The organism is Enterovirga rhinocerotis (assembly GCF_004363955.1).
In the GTDB taxonomy this organism is placed as follows: domain Bacteria; phylum Pseudomonadota; class Alphaproteobacteria; order Rhizobiales; family Beijerinckiaceae; genus Enterovirga; species Enterovirga rhinocerotis.
Map to the genome: position 1 here is coordinate 300,959 of NZ_SNZR01000014.1, position 22,059 is coordinate 323,017.

The 22,059-nt window shown below is 70.7% G+C and carries 17 protein-coding genes; 6 read left to right on the forward strand and 11 right to left on the reverse strand.

The annotated features are described in order from the left end of the window. Positions 1–119 precede the first annotated feature (119 nt). Positions 120–827: an acyltransferase gene (locus EV668_RS18135; RefSeq protein WP_133772681.1), complete on the forward strand. Its 708-nt coding sequence runs from the start codon at positions 120–122 to the stop codon at positions 825–827. A gap of 22 nt (positions 828–849) precedes the next feature. Continuing rightward, positions 850–1,842 carry an ABC transporter substrate-binding protein gene (locus EV668_RS18140; protein ID WP_133772683.1) on the forward strand — a complete coding sequence of 331 codons (993 nt, stop codon included), beginning with the start codon at positions 850–852 and terminating at the stop codon, positions 1,840–1,842. 38 nt (positions 1,843–1,880) lie between these two features. On the opposite strand, the gene EV668_RS18145 is transcribed toward EV668_RS18140, so the two are convergent. The 3 genes from EV668_RS18145 to EV668_RS18155 all read right to left on the reverse strand — a co-directional run bounded on the left by EV668_RS18145 (position 1,881) and on the right by EV668_RS18155 (position 8,502). After that, positions 1,881–3,281: a solute carrier family 23 protein gene (locus EV668_RS18145; protein ID WP_133772996.1), complete on the reverse strand. Its 1,401-nt coding sequence runs from the start codon at positions 3,279–3,281 to the stop codon at positions 1,881–1,883. A 38-nt stretch (positions 3,282–3,319) separates the two neighbouring features. Beyond that, entirely contained in the window at positions 3,320–6,184 is a 2,865-nt protein-coding gene (locus EV668_RS18150; RefSeq protein WP_133772685.1) for a DNA translocase FtsK, read from the reverse strand. Between the two features lie 239 nt (positions 6,185–6,423). After that, positions 6,424–8,502, reverse strand: coding sequence for a DUF6600 domain-containing protein (locus EV668_RS18155; protein ID WP_166652538.1), 2,079 nt, complete (start codon positions 8,500–8,502; stop codon positions 6,424–6,426). Positions 8,503–8,700: 198 nt separating this feature from the next. On the opposite strand from EV668_RS18155, the gene EV668_RS18165 reads away from it, so the two are divergent. Together EV668_RS18165 and EV668_RS18170 are read left to right on the forward strand one after the other, a co-directional pair. Continuing rightward, on the forward strand, positions 8,701–9,930 hold the full coding sequence (locus EV668_RS18165) for a L,D-transpeptidase family protein (protein ID WP_425359638.1): 1,230 nt from the start codon (positions 8,701–8,703) through the stop codon (positions 9,928–9,930). Between the two features lie 90 nt (positions 9,931–10,020). Next, positions 10,021–11,154, forward strand: coding sequence for a CaiB/BaiF CoA transferase family protein (locus tag EV668_RS18170; protein ID WP_133772691.1), 1,134 nt, complete (start codon positions 10,021–10,023; stop codon positions 11,152–11,154). 116 nt (positions 11,155–11,270) lie between these two features. Here EV668_RS18170 and EV668_RS18175 read toward each other — a convergent pair whose 3' ends face one another. From EV668_RS18175 to EV668_RS18195, 5 genes are all read right to left on the reverse strand, one after another. Beyond that, complete coding sequence (locus tag EV668_RS18175) at positions 11,271–11,696, reverse strand: cupin domain-containing protein (RefSeq protein ID WP_133772693.1); 426 nt, start codon at positions 11,694–11,696, stop codon at positions 11,271–11,273. A 3-nt stretch (positions 11,697–11,699) separates the two neighbouring features. Then, on the reverse strand, positions 11,700–12,494 hold the full coding sequence (locus EV668_RS18180; RefSeq protein WP_133772695.1) for an SDR family NAD(P)-dependent oxidoreductase: 795 nt from the start codon (positions 12,492–12,494) through the stop codon (positions 11,700–11,702). A 19-nt stretch (positions 12,495–12,513) separates the two neighbouring features. Beyond that, positions 12,514–13,269, reverse strand: coding sequence for an SDR family NAD(P)-dependent oxidoreductase (locus EV668_RS18185; RefSeq protein WP_133772697.1), 756 nt, complete (start codon positions 13,267–13,269; stop codon positions 12,514–12,516). Further along, positions 13,266–14,519 carry an ABC transporter substrate-binding protein gene (locus EV668_RS18190; protein WP_342636841.1) on the reverse strand — a complete coding sequence of 418 codons (1,254 nt, stop codon included), beginning with the start codon at positions 14,517–14,519 and terminating at the stop codon, positions 13,266–13,268. Before EV668_RS18190 ends, EV668_RS18185 begins: the two co-directional genes overlap by 4 nt. Before the next feature lie 203 nt (positions 14,520–14,722). Then, complete coding sequence (locus tag EV668_RS18195; RefSeq protein WP_133772699.1) at positions 14,723–15,478, reverse strand: SDR family NAD(P)-dependent oxidoreductase; 756 nt, start codon at positions 15,476–15,478, stop codon at positions 14,723–14,725. Positions 15,479–15,661: 183 nt separating this feature from the next. Here EV668_RS18195 and EV668_RS18200 point away from each other — a divergent pair, with 183 nt between their 5' ends. After that, a complete protein-coding gene (locus tag EV668_RS18200) occupies positions 15,662–16,492 on the forward strand; it encodes an IclR family transcriptional regulator (protein ID WP_133772701.1) in 831 nt (276 codons plus the stop codon). 86 nt (positions 16,493–16,578) lie between these two features. Next, positions 16,579–17,781: an ABC transporter substrate-binding protein gene (locus tag EV668_RS18205; protein WP_133772703.1), complete on the forward strand. Its 1,203-nt coding sequence runs from the start codon at positions 16,579–16,581 to the stop codon at positions 17,779–17,781. 36 nt (positions 17,782–17,817) lie between these two features. On the opposite strand, the gene recJ is transcribed toward EV668_RS18205, so the two are convergent. From recJ to EV668_RS18220, 3 genes are all read right to left on the reverse strand, one after another. Then, entirely contained in the window at positions 17,818–19,629 is a 1,812-nt protein-coding gene (gene recJ / locus EV668_RS18210; RefSeq protein ID WP_133772705.1) for a single-stranded-DNA-specific exonuclease RecJ, read from the reverse strand. A gap of 83 nt (positions 19,630–19,712) precedes the next feature. Beyond that, on the reverse strand, positions 19,713–21,281 hold the full coding sequence (locus tag EV668_RS18215) for a hypothetical protein (RefSeq protein WP_133772707.1): 1,569 nt from the start codon (positions 21,279–21,281) through the stop codon (positions 19,713–19,715). Between the two features lie 117 nt (positions 21,282–21,398). Continuing rightward, positions 21,399–21,917, reverse strand: coding sequence for a hypothetical protein (locus tag EV668_RS18220; protein ID WP_133772709.1), 519 nt, complete (start codon positions 21,915–21,917; stop codon positions 21,399–21,401). Between the last annotated feature and the right edge of the window lie 142 nt (positions 21,918–22,059).

Consider the following 22,059-nt stretch of genomic DNA (forward strand, 5'->3'; position numbering starts at 1 on the left):
GCGGCCCTGCGGATCGCCGCCGCGACACCGGGAGCGGGCACCCTCGTGCCCGGAAGTCGGCTCCGGAGGGGTTCCGGTGCTATCGTCGGCTCCGATCCCCCGGTTTCCTGATGGGTCGTATGAACACCTCGCACATCTTCAACCTCGTCAAGGACAGCATCCGGAACCACCCCGATCTCACGATCCGCGTTCCGGGAGACCTGCGCCTCGTCAAGCCGTCGGCCCTGCCGGCATGGTGGAGCCGGGGCAACAACATCGCCCTCTCCTCCGTCGAGATCGACAAGCTGCCGGTGACGGCCCATGCGGGACAGGAGAGCCCGACGAACTCGATCCTCGTCATCGGCGCGAATTGCGTGACGGGCGGGATGGTGATGTGGGGCGAAGGCTCCGTCGTCCTCCTCGGCGATCACGTGCGGCTCCCGGCCTCGTCCATCGCCTGCGGCAGCGGCGCGAAGGTGATGATCGGGGCCCACACCGCCTCCACCGCGCGGGCACAGATCAATGCCCGCAACGGCGGATCGGTCCTCGTCGGCGAGCGCGGGCTGTGGGCGGCGGATGTCGTCCTGTACACGGACGACATGCATGCGATCCGCGATGTCGAGACCGGCCGGCGCCTCAACGGGATGGGGGGCCATATGGTCGTGTCCGACCATGTCTGGCTCGGCTATCAGTCGCTGCTGCTCGGCAATGTCGGCATCGGCCGCGACAGCGTCGTCGGCGCCCGGAGCCTCGTGCGCGGCACCATTCCGCCGAACAGCGTTGCGGCCGGCAGCCCGGCCCGCGTCGTCAGGACCGGCGTCACCTGGGATTTCAACGACCTGCCTTGAGCGGGCGATCGGGAGGGGAACGATGAAGCGACGACATTTCCTGGCCGCCGGAACCTCGGCGCTCGCGGCGGGCGCCCTGGCGGGACCGGCCATCGCCCAGGCGAAGACCAAGGTGAGGGTCGGCTATCTCCACACGCTGGCGGTCGACGGGCAGATCTGGACCGGGATCGATCGCGGCTCCTTCGCCAAGCATGGCGTCGAGTTCGAGCCGAAGCAGTTCAACACGGGGCTCGAGCTGTTCCAGGCGCTGATCGGGGGCTCGCTCGACGTGCTCGCGACGGGCGCGGTGCTGTCGAACTTCCCGGCGCGCGGCCAGGGCAAGGTCTTCCTGATCAACAACATCGAGGTCGCGACGGCGCATCTGTGGGTACGGGGCGACCAGGGCATCAAGAGCTTCGCCGACCTCAAGGGCAAGCGCATCGCGACGGCGGTCGGTACCACGGCCCATGTCTTCCTCGACCGGGCCCTGCGGGCCAACGGGGTCGATCCGAAGGACGTCCAGCTCCTGAACCAGCCGATGCCGGCGGCCGTGACGGCCTTCATCTCGGGCGCCGTCCCTGCCGTCGCCCTCTGGGTGCCGTTCAACGTCACCGTTCGCGACAAGGTGCCGGGCGCGATCAAGCTCGCCGATGCCTCGGCCTATTATCCGAAGGCCGCGATCATCGGCGGCTGGGCTGCGCGCAACGATTACTACGACAAGAACAAGGAGGTCCTGGGCCGCATCGCCAAGGGCTGGGCCGAGGCGAACGACTACATCGTCGCCAACAGCGAGGAGGCGCTCCAGGCCATCCAGGCCAAGCACTATCCGAACGTGCCGATCTCCGACCTCAAGGAGCAATACGCCGCCCAGAAGATGTTCACCTCCAAGGACTGGAAGCCGCTCTACCAGGACGGCACGGTGACTAACTGGCTCCAGCAGACGACGGATTTCTTCATGGGCCACGCGGGCGTGACGAGCTTCACGCCCGCGAAGGATTATTTCGATCCGCAGGTCTTCCTCGGCGCGGTGGGATAGTCTCCCGGGTCGCGGTTCCGGCCGCTTCCCGCAATGCGTTATCGGCGGCTTTCCGCATCGGCCGGCGCGAGTGCCTCGGGCTCCGCCGGGCCGCCTCCGAGAAGGTGGTAGACGAGGATGGCGCCGAAGGTCGCGGTGCCGATGCCGCCGAGGGCGAAATCGCCGAACTTGATCGTGAGGTCGCCCGCGCCGGCGATCAGCGCGACGGCGACCGTGATGAGGTTGCGAGGCTCGGAGAAATCGGTGCGCGCCTGCACCCAGATGCGCCCGCCCGTCGCCGCGATGAGGCCGAAGACGACGAGGGCGAGGCCGCCGATCACCGGGCCGGGGATCGTCAGGATGAGCGCACCGAATTTCGGCGAGAAGCCGAGCAGGATCGCGAACAGGGCCGCCGCGACGAAGATCAGCGTCGAATAGATCCGCGTGACCGCCATGACGCCCATGTTCTCGGCATAGGTCGTGACGCCGGTGCCGCCGCCGAAGCCCGAGAGCATCGTCGCAAGGCCGTCCGCGATGAAGCCGCGCCCGATCAGGGGATCGTAGTTGCGGCCGGTCATGGCCGCGATGCCTTTGATATGGCCGAGATTCTCGGCGACGAGGATCACCGCGATCGGCGCGATCAGCACGATGGCCGAGGCCGAGAAGACGGGGGTCGAAAGGTTCGGCAGGCCGATCCAGGCCGCCTCCGCCAGCTTCCCGAAATCGACCGGCTTGCCGAGGCCGAACCCGTTCGCGAGGACGAGATACAGGAGATAGGAGAAGGCCGCCCCGATGAGGATCGGCAGGCGCCGGGCGAGCCCTCCCGCCCGGACCGCGACGAGCCCGACGGCGAGGGCAGTGACGATGCCGATCGCCGTCTCGAAGCCCGAGCCGGAGACGCTCTTCACCGCGACCGGCGCGAGGTTGAGCCCGATCGCGGCGACGATCGCCCCCGTCACGACGGGCGGCATCAGCCGCTCGATCCAGGCCGTGCCGGAGAGATGCACGACGAAGCCGATCAGCGCGTAGAGCGCGCCGCAGGCGACGATGCCGCCGAGCGCGACGCCGATATTCGGGTTCGGCCCCGAGCCCGAATAGCCCGTCGCCGCGATGACGACGGCGATGAAGGCGAAGCTCGAGCCGAGATAGGAGGGCAGGCGCCCGCCGGTCAGCACGAAGAAGATGAGCGTGCCGATGCCGGAGAAGAAGATCGCGGTGTTGGGGTCGAACCCCATCAGGATCGGCGCGAGCGCCGTCGAGCCGAACATGGCGACGACGTGCTGGAGGCCGAGGGCGATCGTCTGGCCGGCCGGCAGCCGTTCGTCCGGCGCGATCTCGCCCGAGGTCTTGAGCGTCCAGGTGGGGAAGATGCTCACGCGGGAGGCCTTCGGTTCGCTGTCCGAACCGATGATCGGCCGGGCGCGGGACGGAAGGTTAGCGGGCCGATGCGGGCTCGTCATCAGCCCGGCGCGGCCCGAAGGCGCGTTTTGCGCCCTCGTCAATCCTCGTCCAGGACACCGTTCTCATCGACGAGGATCTCGCGCTTGCCGGCATGGTTGGCCTGGCCGACGATGCCTTCCTTCTCCATCCGTTCCATGATGGAGGCGGCGCGGTTGTAGCCGATGCCGAGGCGGCGCTGGATGTAGGAGGTCGAGGCCTTCTTGTCGCGCAGCACGACCGCCACAGCCTGCTCGTAGGGATCCTGGCTGTCGTCGCCGAGGGCGGCCATGGCGCCCTTGTCGAACACCGCGCCCCCGTCGTCTCCGCCGATCTCGTCCTCGTCCTTGGTGATGGCGTCGAGGTATTGCGGCCGTCCCTGGGCCTTCAGATGCGCGACGACCTTCTCGACCTCTCCGTCCGACACGAAGGGTCCGTGAACGCGGGTGATGCGCCCGCCGCCGGCCATGTAGAGCATGTCGCCCTGGCCGAGGAGCTGCTCGGCGCCCATCTCGCCGAGGATCGTGCGGCTGTCGATCTTCGACGTGACCTGGAAGGAGATCCGGGTCGGGAAGTTCGCCTTGATCGTGCCGGTGATGACGTCGACCGAGGGGCGCTGCGTCGCCATGATGAGATGGATGCCGGCGGCGCGGGCCATCTGGGCGAGGCGCTGGATGGCTCCTTCGATGTCCTTGCCGGCGACCATCATGAGGTCTGCCATCTCGTCGACGATGACTACGATGTAGGGCAGCGGCTCGAGATCCATCATCTCGTCTTCGTAGATCGCCTCGCCGGTCGACTTGTCGAAGCCGGTCTGGACGGTGCGCGTGATGACCTCGCCGCGCTCCTGCGCCTCCGCGACGCGGGCATTGAAGCCGTCGATGTTGCGCACGCCCAGCTTCGACATCTTCTTGTAGCGCTCCTCCATCTCGCGGACGGCCCATTTGAGCGCGATGACGGCCTTCTTCGGGTCCGTCACGACCGGCGAGAGGAGGTGCGGGATGCCGTCATAGACGGACAGCTCCAGCATCTTCGGGTCGACCATGATGAGGCGGCACTGCTCGGGCTTGTGCATGTAGAGCAGCGACAGGATCATCGTGTTGATTGCGACCGACTTGCCGGAGCCGGTCGTGCCGGCGACGAGCAGATGCGGCATGCGCGCGAGGTCGGCGATGATCGGCTCCCCGCCGATGTTCTTGCCGAGGCAGAGGGCGAGCTTCTGCTTGGTCTCGCCGAAATCCTCCGAGGCCAGGAGTTCGCGCAGATACACCGTCTCGCGCTTCTGGTTCGGCAGTTCGATGCCGATCGCGTTGCGGCCGGGCACGACGGCGACGCGGGCCGAGACGGCCGACATCGAGCGCGCGATATCGTCGGCGAGCGAGATGACGCGGCTCGACTTGGTGCCGGGGGCGGGCTCGAGCTCGTAGAGCGTGACGACAGGCCCCGGCCGCACATTGATGATCTCGCCGCGGACGCCGAAATCCTCGAGCGTCGATTCGAGGAGCGTCGCGTTCTGCTCGAGCGCGTCCTTCGAAACGGTCGCAACCTGCTTCTTCGGCTCCGACAGGAGCGGCAGCGGCGGCATCTCGTAGAGGGCCGGATCGAAGCTGCGCCGAGGCGGCGCCTGGCGCGGCGCGGGGCGCGCGGGAGCGCCCCGCGGGGGCATCCGGCCGGCCGGGATCGCCTGCGGCGGCTCCGGCATGTCGTCGGGCTCGAAGCCGGCGGGGCCGACATCGTCCTCGTCGTCGATCATCCCGCGGGAGGCGTCGCCCGGCATCGTCACGCGGCTGCGGGCATTCGTCTCCGCGCCGCGCGGCCCCGGCTCGAACGGATAGTCGGATCCCGCCTCGTCCTCAGGCCCGTCGAAGGGGGCCGGACCGCCCGCGAACCTGTCGCTCGGATCGATCTCCGGTGCGGCCGAGCGCCTGCCGATCGCCGCGGCGGGTCCCCGCAGGGGCGGCGTGAAGACCGGCTCCCGGCGGATGGGAGCCGGCGGAGCCCCGGTGCGGTTCGGGCGGTCGAGACGGTCGGACGGCTCGATCCGGTCCAGCCTGTCCCCGCGCTCCGGCCGATCGAAGCGCTCCGGCGCCGGGAGCCGCTCGGGATGGTCGAACCGGTCGAAACGGTCCGGGCCGGCCGCCCCGGTCGCGGGACGGAGCGGTGCGCTGGCGGCACTCCGGGCCGCGAGGCGGCGCTGCAGCGATGCCTTCGCGCTGATGACGGCATGAGCGAGACCGCCGAGCCAGATGATGGCGAGGCTGGGCTCGTCGTCGGACCGGTCGGCCTCCTCGGTCCGGCGGCTGGCGAGGCGGCTGTCGCGCGCGCCGCGCGCCATCGCCGGCTCGGGTTCGTCCGCCTCCGGCTTCGTGTGCTTGCCCGCGCAGGCGGCCATGAGAGCGGCGACTGCGACGGCGGCGAAGATGATCCCGGCCACGAAGACGCCGAGCCCGCCGCCAATCGTGCGCGCGGCGACGAGGAGAGCGTCGCCCGCGACGCCGCCGAGCCCCGTCGGCAGGGGCCAGGCTTTCGTCGTCGGCAAGGCGCTGACACAGGCCGCGACGGACCACGCTCCCGCCGCCCACAGGACGAGACGCAGACCGGCCCGGTTGAGGCCCCCGTCGCGAATCATCCGCACGCCCCAGATCGCGGGGACCAGCGCCACCACGACGGCGCCGAGGCCGAAGATCTGGATCAGCAGGTCGGAGGCGATCGCCCCCCACGAGCCGAGAAGGTTGCGCACGGGCGCCCCGGTCGCATGGTTCAGGCTCGGATCCTTGACCGACCAGGTGGCAAGGGAGACGGCGAGCGCCACCGAGGCCGTGAACAGCATCAGCCCGACGCCTTCGACGCACCGCCTCTTGGCGAAGGCGAGGATCGCGTCGGTCAGGCGTTCGAGAGGGGATTCGTGGCGACGCAACGTATGCATGGAATCGACCGTGACGCTTGGCTCGGCGCGATCCTAGGAAGGTGCAGTTAAGACGCGGCTAACCTTGCCCGCCGGTTCGCGGCGAGCCTGTCTTGCGCCTCCTGCCGGGGCCGGCAGGTCCCTCGACGCTCATGCTTCGGCGAAAGCGGATCGAGGAAGACGAGCCCGCAGATGAGTGAGCAGGGAGCGCGCCTCGGTCGGCGCGCCCTGTGCCGACCTCGCGAGGGAGAGGCCGGCCGCTACGGCCGCTTGATCGCGGGAGCCGGCCGGGCAGGAGCCGGGCGTACGACCGGGGCCGGCCGCATGGCGGGGGCCGACGGGCGCATCACGGGCGCCGAGGGCCTCGCGACCGGCGGCGCCGTCCGGATGGGGACGGGACGCGCGACCGGTGCCGTCGGTCTCATCGGTGCCGAGGGGGAGCGGACAACCGGAGGTCGCGACGGGGCCGGCTGCCTGACGACGGCGGGGCGCGTGGCGACGGGCGGCCGGGCGGCGACCGGCGGCCGTCCCGCGACCGGGGGACGGGTGACAACCGGGCCGGTCGGGCGCGTGCCGGGGCCTGGCTGGCTGCCGGGACGCCCCGCACCCGCTCCGATGGGAGCAATCGGAGGCCGCGTTCCTCCCGGACCCGCGAGCGGCGGCCGTCCCGCGGCGGGGCCGCCGACGATCGGCGGCTTGGCGCCGGGGCCTCCGACGGGCGGACGTCCCGCGACCGGCCCGCTCAACGGCGGCTTCGCGCCGGGTGCCATGACCGGCGGGCGACCCGCGACGGGCGGCGCCACGGGCGGGCGCATGCCCGGCCCCGCGATGGGCGGCCTTCCCGGCCCGCCGATGGCGGGTCCACCGGGCACGGGGCCGCCAGGCAGCGGCCGGGCGATCGGCGGACGGCTGGCGAGCGGCGGGATCGGGCGCGGCGGGACCGGAACACGGCCGACCACCGGGCCGGGGATCCGATGCATGCCGGGTCCGCGCGGGAGGACCGGCCGCCCGCCGGGGCGGATCGGCGCGGAGGCCAGGACCTGCGGCCGGGTCTGGAGGATGGCGGGCCGGATCGGCCGGCCGCCATTGATGACGGTGACGGGCACGACGGTGACGGCCCGGCGGTTGCGCATCGCCGCGATCGCCATCGGCGCGACGATCAAGGCGCCGATGGTTGCGGCGGTCACGCCGGCGACCCCGCCATTGACGCGGCGCACGTAATCGAGGCCCGGCGTCCAGTAATAGGGGCGGTAGACCTCGTCCGGTCCGAGCGGCACCCAGCCGAGAGACGGATCGCCGCCGACCACGGCGTCGGCCGGGGGCTCGACGAAGGCGACCATGGCGGGCGCATAGACCGGGTGTTCGGCATATTCGCCCGGCAGCCAGCCCCAGCGCCCGTCGATCTCGCTCCAGCGGCCGTAATGGAAGGGCGCGAAGCCCCAGGGCGCATCGTCGACCCAGGTCCAGCCCCAGGGGGCGACCCAGCTCCAGCGTCCGTTGCGATAGGGCGCCCAGTCCTCGGAGACGTCGTCCGGATACCAGACATCGGCGCCCGACGGGCCCTTGGACCAGCGCCCGCGCTCGCCGAGATCGCGGATGCCTGCCATGCGGCGCGAAACGCGCGGCGGCAGCTTCGCCTCGCGCACCGGCGCCATGTCGCAGCCGCCGGTCGCGGCCGATGTCTGCACCTGGGGCGAGGCCGGATCGCCGGAGAGCACCGCCATCTGCCCCTCGGCGAGACGCGTGCGGCCATCGGCCAGGACCGCACCGCCGCGGCAGACGACGATCTCGGTCGGCGTCGTCTCGTCGCCGCTCGTGACGCGATAGACGCCGTCCGGGCCGAGCGAGGCAGAGCCCCGCGGCGTCATGATCGAGAAGGGTTCGGCGCCTGCCGCGGTCGCGATCCCGGCGACGCCGCTATTGGCGCGGACGGCGGCCGAGCGGTCGTCGAGCGCGGCGAGGTCGACCACCGCGTTGGGGCGGACCGTGATCGAGGCGCCGCCGATCTCGAGCCGCGCCTGCCCGTCGGCCGCCGCGTAGATCGCGTCGCCCGCGACGATCGGCCAGTTGCGCTCGGCCTTTTCCCATTCCGCCGCGGTGGCCGCCTTGTAGGAGACGGCGCCCGAGATCTCGGCGATGCGGCCGACGACGGCCGGCGGTTCGACCTGCTGCGGCCCTGCGGGCGGTTGTGCCGGCTCCGGTGCCGCGGGGGGAGGGGGGGCGGCGCCTGCGTTCGGCGGCGCGGGCTGGGCGAGGGCGGCCGAGGCGGCGACCGTGAGGACGACGCCGGACAGGAGCAAGAGGCTCCTTGCGGCAAGACGGTTCTTTTTACGCGACATGAGGCGCTCCCTCGCACGGACGAGCATCAAGGGGCGAGGTCGCGACGGTGCGGACCGGACGTCCCTCAGTGCTCCTTAACCCGAATCACTCCTAAATCCGCCTCATTCCGTCAGGAAGCTCCGCCCGCGTCCACTCGGCGCAGCCTCCCAGAGAGATCGAGATCACGCATGAGTTCCGTCGTGATGGTCAGGCTCGCCATGGTCAAGCAGGTGTCGGTCAAGTTGGCGTCGGTCAAATCTGGGTTGGCCAGAGTGGTCGGTGCCGCGCTCCTCCTCGCCGCGACATTGTCGTCGGGGCCGGCCGACGCCGTGCCGGCGAAGGCCCTCGTGCCCGTCCCGGCCGCGACCCGCTCGCTGATGGCGGCCAAGGACATGGACCCTCGCGCTCCCATCCTGATCCGGGCGTTCAAGAAGGAATCGGAGCTCGAGGTCTGGAAGATGAACCGGGCCGGGCGCTACGTTCATCTCAAGACCTATCCGATCTGCCGCTGGTCGGGGCAGCTCGGGCCGAAGAGGAAGACCGGAGACCGGCAGACGCCGGAGGGGTTCTATTCGATCCCCGCCGCGAAGATGAATCCGAATTCCTCGTATCACCTGTCCTTCGATCTCGGCTATCCGAACGCCTATGACCGGGCGCATGGCTCGACCGGCTCGTATCTCATGACGCACGGCACCTGCTCGTCCATGGGCTGTTTCGCCATGACGGATGCGCAGATCTCCGAAATTTACGCCCTCGCGCGCGATTCCCTGAATGCGGGTCAGCGGGCCTTTCAGTTCCAGGCCTATCCGTTCCGGATGACGGCGCAGAACATGGCGAGGGCCCGCACCGAGGCGCATCTCGATTTCTGGCGCCAGCTCAAGGAAGGCTACGATCGGTTCGAGGCCACGGGCGAGGAGCCTGCGGTCGGGGTCAGCGGCCGCCGCTACACCTTCGCGCCGTATCGCAACCCGGCCCGCGAGGCGGCGGCTGTCGCCCGGATCGCCGAGGAGAAGACAAAGACCGAGACGCTGATCGCGGAGGGCGCAGCGGCCGTGCGCGTCACCTATGCCGATGGCGGCATGCATGCGTCCTTCGCCGCGCTGGCGAAGCGCGGCGCCGGCAGCCTCGGTACGGTCAGCCGGCCCGAGACCCTCGCCATGGCCGGCCGCGAGGTCATCGTCATTCCCGCGCGCACGACCCCGGCGGTGCTTCTGGCCATCGCGCCGATCAAGCCGGACTTCCTCAAGATCGAACCGACCACGACCGGGTCGACGGCCACCGCAGCGCTCGTCGGCACGGCCTCCGGCGACGTGCGCGCTCTCTTCGCGCGGGCCTCCCTCGGAGGCGCCGCCTCCATGTCGGTGCCGCTCCTCACCGGCTCCGCCGCGATCCTGCCGCCGGCCTTCCACCCTCATCCGGTCGCGAAGGTCGCCCTGCGCGGCGCGTGAGGCTCGCGCTCGCAAGGACGAAGGCGGACGCGATGTCGACAAGCTTGCCCCCGCCCGCGTAAATCCCTTCGAATCCAAGGGAGGAATGCATTGTCGGGTGATGGGTCGAAGCCGCTTGCGGGGCTTCTCGTCGTCGCGTTGGAACAGGCCGTCGCGGCGCCGTTCTGCTCCTCCCGCCTCGCCGATGGCGGCGCGCGGGTCATCAAGATCGAGCGGCCTGAAGGCGATTTCGCCCGTGGCTACGATGCGGCCGTGCACGGGCTGTCGAGCTATTTCACCTGGCTGAACCGCGGCAAGCAGAGCCTTGTCGCCGACATCAAGACGCCGGACGACGCCGCCCTCCTCCATGCGGTCCTCGCCAAGGCGGACGTGTTCATTCAGAACCTCGCGCCCGGCGCGGCCGAGCGGGCCGGCTTCGGCTCGGCCGACCTCCGCAAGCGCTATCCGCGGCTGATCACGGTCGACGTCTCGGGCTACGGCACCGGCCATTCCTATGCGCAGATGAAGGCTTACGACCTCCTCGTCCAGGCCGAGAGCGCGCTCGCGGCCATCACCGGCCATCCGGCGGGGCCCGGCCGCGTCGGCGTCTCGGTCTGCGACATCGCCTGCGGGATGGCGGCGCATGCCGCCGTGCTGGAGGCGCTGATCGCGCGCGGCATCACCGGCGAGGGCCGGGCCATCGCCGTCTCGCTCTTCGACGGCATGGCCGACTGGATGAACGTGCCGTTCCTCTACCACGAAGGCACGGGCAACGCCCCGAAGCGCGTCGGCCTCGCCCATCCCTCCATCGCGCCCTACGGGGCCTTCGCGACCAAGGACGGCTCGCTCGTCCTCCTCGCCATCCAGAACGAGCGCGAATGGGCGAAGCTGTGTGCGGTCGTGCTCGGCGATGCCGGCCTCGCGACGGCGCCGGGCTTCGACAGCAACAATGCCCGCGTCGCGAACCGCGCCGCCGTCGACGGCCGGCTCACCGAGGCCTTCGCCGCCCTGACGCGCGACGAGGCTGCCGCGCGCCTCGGGGAGGCCGGAACAGCCTATGGCTTCGTCAACGAGGTGGCCGATCTCGCCGGCCATCCGGCCCTGCGGCGCGTGAGCGTCGAGACGCCCGGCGGCCCGGCCGCCATCATCGCGCCCCCGGCCATCGTCGACGGCCGCGCGCCGGTCCTCGGCCCGGTCCCGGCGATCGGCGAGCACGGCGCGGCGATCCGGGCCGAGTTCGGGTAGACGGTTCCGTTCGCATTTCCCGAAAGGTTCGCGGATCCTTCTCCCGCAAGGGGAGAAGGATGTGCAGGGGCGCCGCGCCGGCGTGTGACTTAGCTAGCCGCCAGAGGGGGCAGAGTTCAGGGCCGGCGGTAGTCGGCGAGGACCGAATCCTCGACCTCGTCGAGATTGACGACGACGTTGTCGGGGGTCCGGCAGGTGAGCCAGACCAGGGTCTCGGTCGTGCTCATGTTGGCCTCGACATGCGGCATGTGCGGCGGCACGAAGACGAAGTCGCCTTCGCGCATCTCGATCCATTCCTGGTAGTTCTCGCCGAAATAGATGCGGCCGACGCCCTTCAGGAGATAGCCGCCCGTCTCCGCCTCGCCGTGATGGTGGGGCGGGGAGCGGAAGCCCGGCTCGTTCGACACCTTGCCGAACCAGATCTTCGTCGCGGGCGTGTGCTGGGGGCTGACGCCCGAGACGCGGACGCAATCGCCGGACTGGCCGGTTCCGCTATCCTCCTCGCCCTTGCGGGTGACGACGGGTCTGACGGGCGTGCTCATGGACTACTCCTTGTTGGGGGGTGGCACGAACCCGGCCTCGACCGCGATGTGCCGGTAGGCGGCGGAGGCCGTGAAGCCGCCGTCGATCGTGAAATCCTCGCCGGTGATGTAGCTGGAGGTGCTGCCGGCGAGGAACAGGACGAGGTCGGCGACCTCCTCGCTCGTGCCGGCGCGGCCCATCGGCGTCAGGCGCCGCATCGGTTCGAGATGGGCCGCGTCGCGGTTCAGGTCGGTCACGATGAGGCCGGGGCAGACCGAGTTGACCCGGATGTTGTCGGTGACGAATTCCATCGCCGCCGTGCGGGTCAGGCCGCGAAGCGCCCATTTGCTGCAGGTGTAGGCCGGGTCGTAATGGCCGGCGAAGGCGCTGTTGGACGAGATGTTGATGATCGACCCGCCGCCGGCCTTGCGCATGGCCGGGACCACCGCCTGGATGCCGAGCAGGGCACCGGTCAGATTGACCGCGAGGAGCCGGTTCCAGGCCTCGAGCGACACCGTCTCGATGGTCTTGCGGTTCACGATGCCGGCATTGTTGACGAGGATGTCGATCCGGCCCTGCCAGGCGAGCACGTCCGCGACGACGCCGGCCCAGTTCTCCTGCGCGCTCACGTCGAGCTTGTAGAAGCGTGCCGCGTGGCCGGCGGCGGTCAGTTCGTCCGCCAGCGCCCGGCCCTCGGCCTCCAGCACGTCGCAGATCGCGACCGCAGCCCCGGACTTCGCGAAGAGCCGCGCTTCCGCTTCGCCCTGGCTCCGGGCTCCGCCCGTCACGATCGCAACCTTGCCGTCCAAAACCGCCATCTCGTCTTCTCCGTGCGCCCTAGTGAATGAGCAGGCCGCCATTCACATCCGTCTCGGTGCCGGTCATGTACGCCGAGAGATCGGACGCGAGGAAGAGGCAGGCGCCGGCGACGTCGCGCGGGGAGCCGAAGCGGCCGAGCGGGATCGTGGCGAGCATCGCCTCCTGCTGCGCCTCGCTGAAGACGCCCCGATTCATTCCCGTCATGATCACGCCCGGATTGATCGCGTTCACGCGGATGCCGGCGGAGCCGAGTTCGCGCGCCATCGCCTTCACGAGGCCGAGCACGCCGCCCTTCGAGGCGGCGTAATGGGGGCCGCCCATGAGGCCGCCGCCGCGCTGCGCCGCGATCGAGGCGATGCAAACGATCGACCCGCCGCGCGTCATGGCCGGCGCCGCCGCCTGGGCCATCCGCATCGTGCCGCGCAGATTGACGTCGAGCACGGAGGAGAGATCGGCCTCGGCGACGTCGGCGAGCTTACGGGTCTGCACGATGCCGGCGCTGTTGATCAGGATGTCGAGGCCGCCGAAGCGGGCCAGCGTCGCCGCGACCGCGCTCCGGCAGGAGATGGCATCGCGCACGTCGAGCGGGGCGGCGCTCGCATCCGGCCCGAGTTCGGCCGCGAGCTCGCGCGTCCGCTCTTCGGCGATGTCGGCCAGCACCACGCGGGCGCCGGCCTCGACGAAGAGCTTCGCCGTCGCGAAGCCGATCCCGTCATGCGCCCCGGCGCCGGTCACGAGCGCGACCTTGCCGTCGAGGAGGCGTCTCTCGCTCACTTTGCGGCTCCGGCGACGAGGGGGCAGTTGCCCTTCTCCATCGGGCGGAAGGCGTCCTCTGCCGGGATGGTCGCGAGGACCTTGTAATAATCCCACGGGCCCTTCGATTCCGCCGGGCTCTTGACCTGGTAGAGATACATGTCGCGCATCACGCGGCCGTCCTGTCGGATGAAGCCCCTCTTGGTCATGAAATCCGAGATCGGCGTCGCCTTCATCGTCGCCATGACGGTCGCCGCGTCATCGGTGCCGGCCTTCTCGATGGCCCTCAGGTAGTGCGTCACGGCCGTGTAGTCGCCGGCCTGCAGCATGCTCGGCTTGCGGCCGTTGAAGCGTTCCGCGAAGCGGGCGGACCAGGCGCGTGTCTCCTCGTTCTGGTCCCAGTAGAAGGCTTCCGTCAGCATCACGCCCTGCGCCGCCTCGAGCCCGATCGCGTGCACGTCGGAGATGAAGAGGAGGAGCGCCGCGAGCTTCTGGCCCGCCTGGGTGAGGCCGAATTCGCGCGCCTGCTTGATCGCGTTGATCGTGTCGCCCGATCCGTTCGCGAGCCCCACCACCTGCGCCTTCGAGGCCTGGGCCTGGAGCAGGTAGGACGAGAAGTCCGGCGTGTTCAGCGGATGGCGGAGCTCGCCGACGACCGTCCCGCCGAGGCGCTTGACGACGTCGCCCGCATCACGTGCCAAAGCGTGGCCGAAGGCGTAGTCGGTCGTCAGGAAGAACCAGGACTTGCCGCCCTGTTTCGTGACGGCGGCGGCGGTGCCGCTCGCCAGCGCATAGGTGTCGTAGGTCCAGTGCAGGCCGAACGGGCTGCAGGCCCGGCCCGTGAGGTCGGACGAGGCGGGGCTGACATGGAGCGCCAGACGCTCCTTTTGCCGGGCCAGGTCCTGCACCGCCAGCGAGACGGCGGAATTGGTGAGGTCGACGATCACGTCGACGCCCTCGTCGTACCAGCGCCGGGCGATGCCCGCTCCGACATCGGCCTTGTTCTGGTGGTCGGCCTGGAGAACCTCGATCGGCTTGCCGAGCACCTTCCCGCCAAAATCCTCGACCGCCATCCGGACGGCGACGACGGCGCCGGGTCCGGAGGAATCCGCGCTCGGCCCCGTCATGTCCGAGAGGACGCCGATCCGCACGACGTCGCCCGAGAGCTTCGGCGGGGAGGCCGGCGCCTGGGCGGAGGCCACGCCGCCGGCCATGGCCGCGAGCGCCGCTCCCAGCGCCGCCGCGAGGCCGCGCGATGCCATGGTCCTCATCGTGGTCTCTCCCTGGTGTTGTGATCGTCGCATCGTGGAGGCCGCACTCCCTGATCCCTCCCCTCCAGGGGAGGGCGAGTCGGCGACAGCCGACCGGGGTGGGGTGCTGCTCGGCCGGGATGTCCCCACCCCGGCTCGACGCTTCGCGTCGACTCGGCCCTCCCCTCCGGGGAGGGATCACGCCACTGCACGAGACGCCCCGGTCACGAGATCGTGAGGCCGCTATCGACCTGGAGGATGTGTCCGGTCGTCCGGGCGGATTCGTCGGACGCGAGGAACAGCGCCGCCATCGCGACGTCGTCCGGATCGGCGAGGCCGACGAGATGCTGCTCGGCGATCCTCTTGGTGCTCTCGAGCTTGGCGAGTTGCTCGCGCACGCGCGGCGTCAGCGTGATGCAGGGCGAGATCGCGTTGACGCGCACCTTCTGCGCCGCGAACTCGACCGCCATGGACCGCGTCAGCGCCGCGACGCCGCCCTTCGCCGCCGTATAGGCGTCCTTTCCGGGCCAGCCGAGATGCGCGACGACCGAGGAGGCGTTCACGACCGAGCCGCCGCCGGACCTGATCAACTCCGGGATGCCGTGGCGGCAGACGAGCCAGGTGCCGAAGAGGTCGAGCTTGATCGCCCGCCAGAACTCCTCGGCCGGGCATTCCGTGACCGGTCCGTCCGCGAGCGAGGAGCCGCCTGCATTGTTGTAGAGGATGTGCAGCGCGCCGAAGCGCTCGACCGTCGCCGCGATGGCGGCGCGCACGCTCTCCTCCTCGGTGACGTCGGTCCGCACGAAGAGCGCCTTGCCGCCCGCCGCTTCGACGGCTGCGGCCGTGCCTCGGCCGCTCTCCTCGTCGCGCTCGGCGACGGCGATGCAGGCACCCTCCCGCGCGAAGAGTTCGGCCGCGCGGCGACCGATGCCGCCGCCCGCCCCCGTGATGAAGGCAACCTTGTCTGCGAGACGGCTCATCGTCGCTCCCGGTCCGTTTCCATCCACCTAGCGCCCTGATTTTCGGCGCTGTTGATTAATCCCATAATACGATACTTTTCTGTGTCAATCGCTGCCACGGGCTTCCACAGGTGCGGTCTGCGATGCCATGATCGGCGTGCGTCCCTCCGCGCACCGAGAGTCGGTCGAGATTCGTGGGTATCGATGAGCAGCCTCGATAAAATGCTCGGCATCCTGGGGCTCTTCCGGGAGGAGCGCGCGGGCATCACCCTCGACGACGTCATGGCGCTCACGCAGACGTCGCGCGCCACGGCTTATCGTTATCTCCAGTCGCTGACCGAAGCCGGGCTCCTGGCCCCCGCGACGGGCGGGACCTACCGGATCGGAGCGCGCATCGTCGAACTGGACCGCCTCCTCCGGCTGACCGATCCGCTCCTCGGGGAGGCCCAGCGGCCGATGCGGGAATTGTCGGCGGAACTGCACGCCAACATGCTGCTCTGCAGCTATTACGGCGACACGGTCATGTGCGTCGATCTCGTCTGGCCCGATCGGACGATCGAGCAGGCCTACGAACGCGGCCGGCCCATGCCGATGTTCCGGGGCGCGATGGCGAAGACGATCCTCGCCCATCTCTCCCCCTATCATCTCCGCAACATCCAGAACTGGCACGCGGCGGAGATCGCGGCCGCGGGCCTCGGCGAGAGCTGGGACGAATTCCGCGCGACCATGGCGGGCCTGCGCCGTGCCGGCATCGTCGTCACGCGGGCGGAGGTCGTGCCGGGGCTCGTCGGTCTCGGGGCCGCGCTGCTGGATGCCGAGCACCGCATCCTCGGCAGCCTCGTCCTCGCGATCCCGGAGCAGCGCTACGACGAGGCGGGGGAGGGGGCCTTCGTGAACCGCCTCGGCGAGACGGCCGCCCGGATCAACGCCGCGATCGCATGCGCGGCCGCCCATGCCGGTGGTCCTCCCCCGAAACCGCCGCGTCCACGCCGCTCGCGGCGCCCGGCGCCGGTTGACGATTTTCACATATCGTGAGATTTCCAAACGGTGCGTCCGGCCGAAGGCGGTCGCCGCATCCATAAGGGCCCGCGCATGACGGGCCTGCCGAACGGGAGGAACGAATGAGACGCGCGACGCGATGGGCCTTGCCCGCCGCCATCCTGGCCCTGTTCACCTCGGCCGCGCTGGCCGAGCCGGTGAAGCTCGGCGTGCTCACCGACATGGGCGGTCCGTTCTCCGACCTGTCGGGCCGAGGCTCTGTCGAGGCCGCGCGCCTCGCGATCGAGGATTTCGGCGGCAAGGTGCTCGGCCAGCCGATCGAACTCGTCTTCGCCGACCATCAGCAGAAGCCCGAGATCGGCCTCAACATCGCCCGGCAATGGCTCGATCAGGACAAGGTCGACGTCATCCTCGACGTCCCGAATTCCGGCATCGCGCTGGCCGTCCAGAACATCATCAAGGACAAGAACAAGATCGCGATCTACGCGAGCGCGGCGACCGACCGCCTGACCGAGGATAGCTGCAACGGCCACGGCCTTCACTGGACCTTCGACACCTATTCGCAGACGCAGGGTGCCTCGCGCGCCATGATCCAGCAGGGGATCGATACCTGGTTCCTGCTCGTCGCCGACTACGCCTACGGCCACAGCATGGAAGCGGCCATGCGCGCGGCGGTGCCGAAGAATGGCGGCAAGATCGTCGGCAGCGTGCGCCATCCGCTGGCGACGCTCGACTTCTCCTCCTACCTCCTCCAGGCGCAGGGGACGGGTGCCAAGATCATCGCGCTCGCCTCGGGCGGCGACGCGACGATCAACGCCATCAAGCAGGGCCGGGAATTCGGCCTCGACAAGAGCGGCACGCGGCTCGCGAGCCTGCTGACGTTCCTGACGGACGTCCACACGCTCGGACTCGACACGATGCAGGGTCTGCAATTCGCCGTGCCCTTCTATTGGGACATGGACGACAAGACCCGGGAATTCTCGAAGCGCTTCGAGGCCAGGACCGGCAAGAAGCCGGGAGAGGCACAGTCTGGCGTCTATTCCGGCGTCCTGCATTACCTCAAGGCCGTCCAGGCCGTGGGCAGCAAGGATACCCAGAAGGTCCTCGCCAAGATGCGCGAGATGCCGGTCGAGGACGCGGTGACGCGCAACGGCACGCTCCTGCCGAACGGCCGCATGATCCACGACATGTTCCTCGTGCGCGTGAAGAAGCCGTCGGAATCGAAGGGGCCGTGGGACTATTACGCCATCGAGACCACGATCCCGGCCGACAAGGCGTTCCGTCCGCTCTCCGAAAGCGCCTGCCCGCTGACGAAGAAGGGCTGAACGCCGCCAACGCGGCATTGAGGCGACATTCGCCTCTCACGCATCCGCGACGTCGCGGATGCGTAGCTCCGCCTTCTCCCCGCCTCCCCAGCGGTCGAGGCTGAGCGTTCCGGCGACATGGACGAGGCCGTCCCGCGCGGCGGCGAGGGCCTGTCCGAGGGGCTGGCCGGCGGCACGGAAGGCGATGGCGCGGATGGTCTGTCCGTCGCCCGCCCGGAAGGTCGCGCGGACATGGCCGGTCCCGACCTCGCGGCAATCGACGAGCCGGTGCCGCGCGAGGGCGACGACGGGCTCCGGCTGGCCCTGGCCGAAGGGGCCGGCGCGGTCGAGTTCGTGGATCAGGTCCGCGCTCGCGCCACCGGCCGACAGAATGCCGTCGATCTCCAGCGCGTCCGGGGAGGCCGCGAGCACCGCGACCGCGGAGCCGAGCTCGCGTTCGAGGCAGGTCGCGAACCGCGCCAGCCCGTCCGCGGCGACCGTGGCGCCGGCCGCCATGGCGTGACCGCCGCCCTTGACCGCGTCGCCGCAGGCGACGGCCGCCCGCACGGCCCGGCCGAGATCGACGCCGGGGATCGAGCGGCCGGACCCCGTCGCCGTCCCGTCCGGGCGCGCGCCGAAGGCGAAGACGGGGCGGCCGAAACGCTCCTTCACCCGCGCCGCGACGAGCCCGACGATGCCCGGATGCCAGCCGGGCGAGACGAGGACGAGGGCCGGCAGGTCCGGCCGAGCCGAGAGCATCGCATCGGCCTCCGCGATCGCTTCCTCGACCGCGAGCCGCTCGATCGCCTGGCGCTCGGCATTGAGCGTGTCGAGCGTCTCGGCGATGGCAGCGGCGGCGGTCGGGTCCTGTTCGAGCAGCAGCCGGGCACCGAGCGAGGAATCGCCGATCCGCCCGCCCGCATTGATGCGCGGGCCGAGCAGGAAGCCCAGATGCCAGGCTTCGGGCGCCTCGGCGAGCCGGGCCGCATCGGCGAGGGCCGAGAGGCCGACGCGGCGGCGCTGCTTCATCACCGCGAGGCCCTGGCGCACGAAGGCGCGGTTCAGCCCCGTCAGCGGCACGACGTCGGCGATCGTCGCGAGCGCGACGAGATCGAGCCCGGCCAGGAGGTCGGGCTCCGGCCGTGCGGCGAAGAAGCCCCGGCTCCGCAACTCCCGTGCGAGGGCGACGAGGGCCATGAAGACGATGCCGGCCGCCGCGAGATGGCCGAGGCCGGAGAGGTCGTCGAGACGGTTCGGGTTCACGATCGCGACCGCCGGGGGCAGCGTCTCGGGGGCGCCGTGATGGTCGAGCACGACGATGTCGACGCCGAGGCGGGCGGCCTCGGCCAGGGGCTCCTGGCCGGCCGTACCGCAATCGACCGTGACGATGAGCCGGGCGCCCTCCTCGGCGAGGCGGCGGATCGCCTCGACGTTCGGACCATAGCCCTCCGTCATCCGGTCCGGGATGTGGATCGCCGGGATCGTCCCGCAGGAAGTGAGGTAATCGGCCAGCAGCGCCGAGCTGCAGGCGCCGTCGACGTCGTAATCGCCGAAGATCGCGACCTTCTCCCGGTTCAGGATCGCATCCGCGAGCCGGGCTGCGGCCACGTCCATGGCCGTCAGCCGGCTCGGATCGGGCATGAGATCGCGCAGCCGAGGCGCGAGGAAGGCCGGGACCGCCTGGACGCCGACGCCGCGCGACGCGAGGATCCGCGCCAGGAGATCGGGCAGGCCATGGGTCTGGGCGATCGCGAGGGCGATCGGACCCGCTTCCGGCGCGAGCCGCTCCTGCCAGCGCCGCCCGAGCGCAGAGTGCTCGACGCCGAGAAGCGCGCGTCTCTCGCCTGGGGCCGTCGCTGATTCGGACATGCCGAACCCTAGCCGAGGCGGCGCCCGTCGCTAAAGCGGGCGCCGATGGCGGGGGTGGATCACGGGGATAACGGCCGCTGCGCTCACGGCGCGAGGTTGCCGCAACCGATCTTCACGTCGCCGTCGCAGACGCCGTTCGCCTTCGTGCCGAAGGCGCAGAAGAGGCCGCCGCCATTGGCGAGGTCGAACCGGTCGGAGGACTTGCCCGCGAGCGCCGACACGCAGACGGCCGGCGCCGAGACCTCGCCCTTCAGCGGGCCGGACATCGTGAAGCCGAGATAGCCGTTGCTTTCCATGCCGCGGCTGATCGGCAGGATCTCGGTGGCCGATTGCTTCCCGCCCTTGAAGACCGTGATGAGGCCGCGTCCGGCCTTGTCGCCGCCCGTGAAATCGACGGTCGCCTGGTAGGTATAGGTGTCCTGGCCGAAGCGCAGGCCGAAGGTGAAGAGCAGCGAGTTCGGATCGTTGTCGAGGCGCTTGCCCTGGACGGTGGGCTGGGTCTGCGCGTCAACGACGGGGAAGCCCTCCGCGGTCGTCCCGCCGGCCGTTCTCGGGCCGGGACCGGGCTTCGGTCCGGATTCCGGCTGGGACGGACCCGGCGTCGGTTCCGTTTTCTTCTCGTCGTCGAGGAAGGCGCCGATCAGGGCAAGGAGGGCGAAAGCCGCGACGATGGCTCCGGCGGCGCCGAGCACGAGCTTCAACCAGGTCGGCCTGCCGGCCGCTCGCGCCGCGACGCCCGGCAGCGGCTGGACCGGCGGCGGCGAGGGCGCGCCGGGAAGGGGCTGAACGCCGGGCATCGCCCCGGCGCCCGGGAGCGGCATCACCGGCGGCACGCCACCCGAGGGAAGGGGCTGCACCCCCGAGAGGGGCTGCACCCCCGGCAGAGGTTGCACCCCCGGCAGAGGTTGCACCCCCGGGAGGGGTTGCACCCCCGGCAGGGGCTGCACGCCTGGCAGGCGTTCGACGCCCGGCAGCGGGCGAACCGGGGGAAGCGGCTGCACCGGCGGCAGGCCCGTCTCGGGCGAGACGGCTCCGGCGACGCCGGCATGAAGCGGTCCGGTGGAGGCGGGCGACGGAACCGGCAGTTCCGGGGGCGGCGGCAGAGGATTGACCTGGACGGGCGGCGCGATCTCCGGCCCCGCTGCCGCCAGCACGGAATCCTCGTGCGCAGGTCCTCCGGGGGAGGGCAGGGGCGGAAGGCCGGGCGGTGCCAAGGCAGCCCCTCCGGAAGCAGGCAGCGGCGGCAGGGGAGCGGGCGGCGCGTCCGCCGCGACCGGCTCCGGCGCGGGATCGGGCGCAGCCGGTCGTGGGGGCGCCGCGTCCGCAGCGGGCGCGCCGCCGGCCAGGCGCCCGAGTGCCAGGGCCCAGATGTCGACGGCCCGCCGGGCGAAGTCCGGCGCCGCTCCGAACTGGTCGACGAGAAGATTGGTCTCTTGGCCGATCTCGGCCGGATCGGGCGCTCCGCTGCCGGCCTTCAAGCGCTCGGGCACGCCGGCATCGAGGGCCGTGAGCAGAAGATGGATGTCCCGGCCCGCATCGGGCGCCCTCGCGCGAAGCGCCGCCTGCAAGTCCGCCCGCCTCGCGAGCAGGTCCGGTCCGGGTTCGGACAGGAGGCCCCGGAGGATGGCAGCGAGTTCGGACGGTTCGGCCATGGTCGATCCTATCGGGGGCGAGAGCATGATGTCATGTCACGGAACCGACGACATGCTCTAACTTATTGTGATCGCGTGCTGTTATCGGGAAATCGGATTCCATGTCCGCAGCCTGCTCTAGACAAGTCCGAGCCAGCGGGCGAGCGCGACGAACGCCAGCAGGGCAGCGATCAGGACCCCGCCCCAGCGCCCGAACCAGCTCGGCTGATCGGCATAGGCTAGGGGCGGCGCGGGGGGTGGAGCCAGGGTTTCGGAGACCGCCGGTGCGTGGCGCGGTGGCGGCAGGGATGCCTGCGGGGCGCGGAGCGCGAGGGTGGCGCGGCCCCAGGTCTCGGCGGCCTGGAGCGCGAAGGAGCGCTCGCAGCCGAATTCGTCCGCCATCCGGCCCGCCTCGGCGGCAAGGAGAGCGGGGGCGACCGGATCGGCCGCCGCCTGCAACCGGGAGGGAGCGCCGACATCCAGCGCCGCCAGAAGGAGCCTGATCTCGCGCAGGGCCGTCGGCGCATAGTCGCGCAGCAGCCCGTGCAGCCGCGCGCGCTGACCCAGCACCGCCGATCCGTGGCGCCGCGCGAGCCCGACCAGGATCGGGGCAAGGTCCGGCTGGCCGGCCGGCCGGTTCTCGAAACTCGCCGCCATCGTCGCCTGGTCAGCCTCCGGCCGGATCGACCCGTCGGGATCGGATCATGGCGTGCCTATGCGCCGATCCCGCGTCAAGATCGGCGGAGGCCGCGCAGCCGCATTTTCCGGCCGCTTCGCGAAAGGCGAACGATGGGCAGGC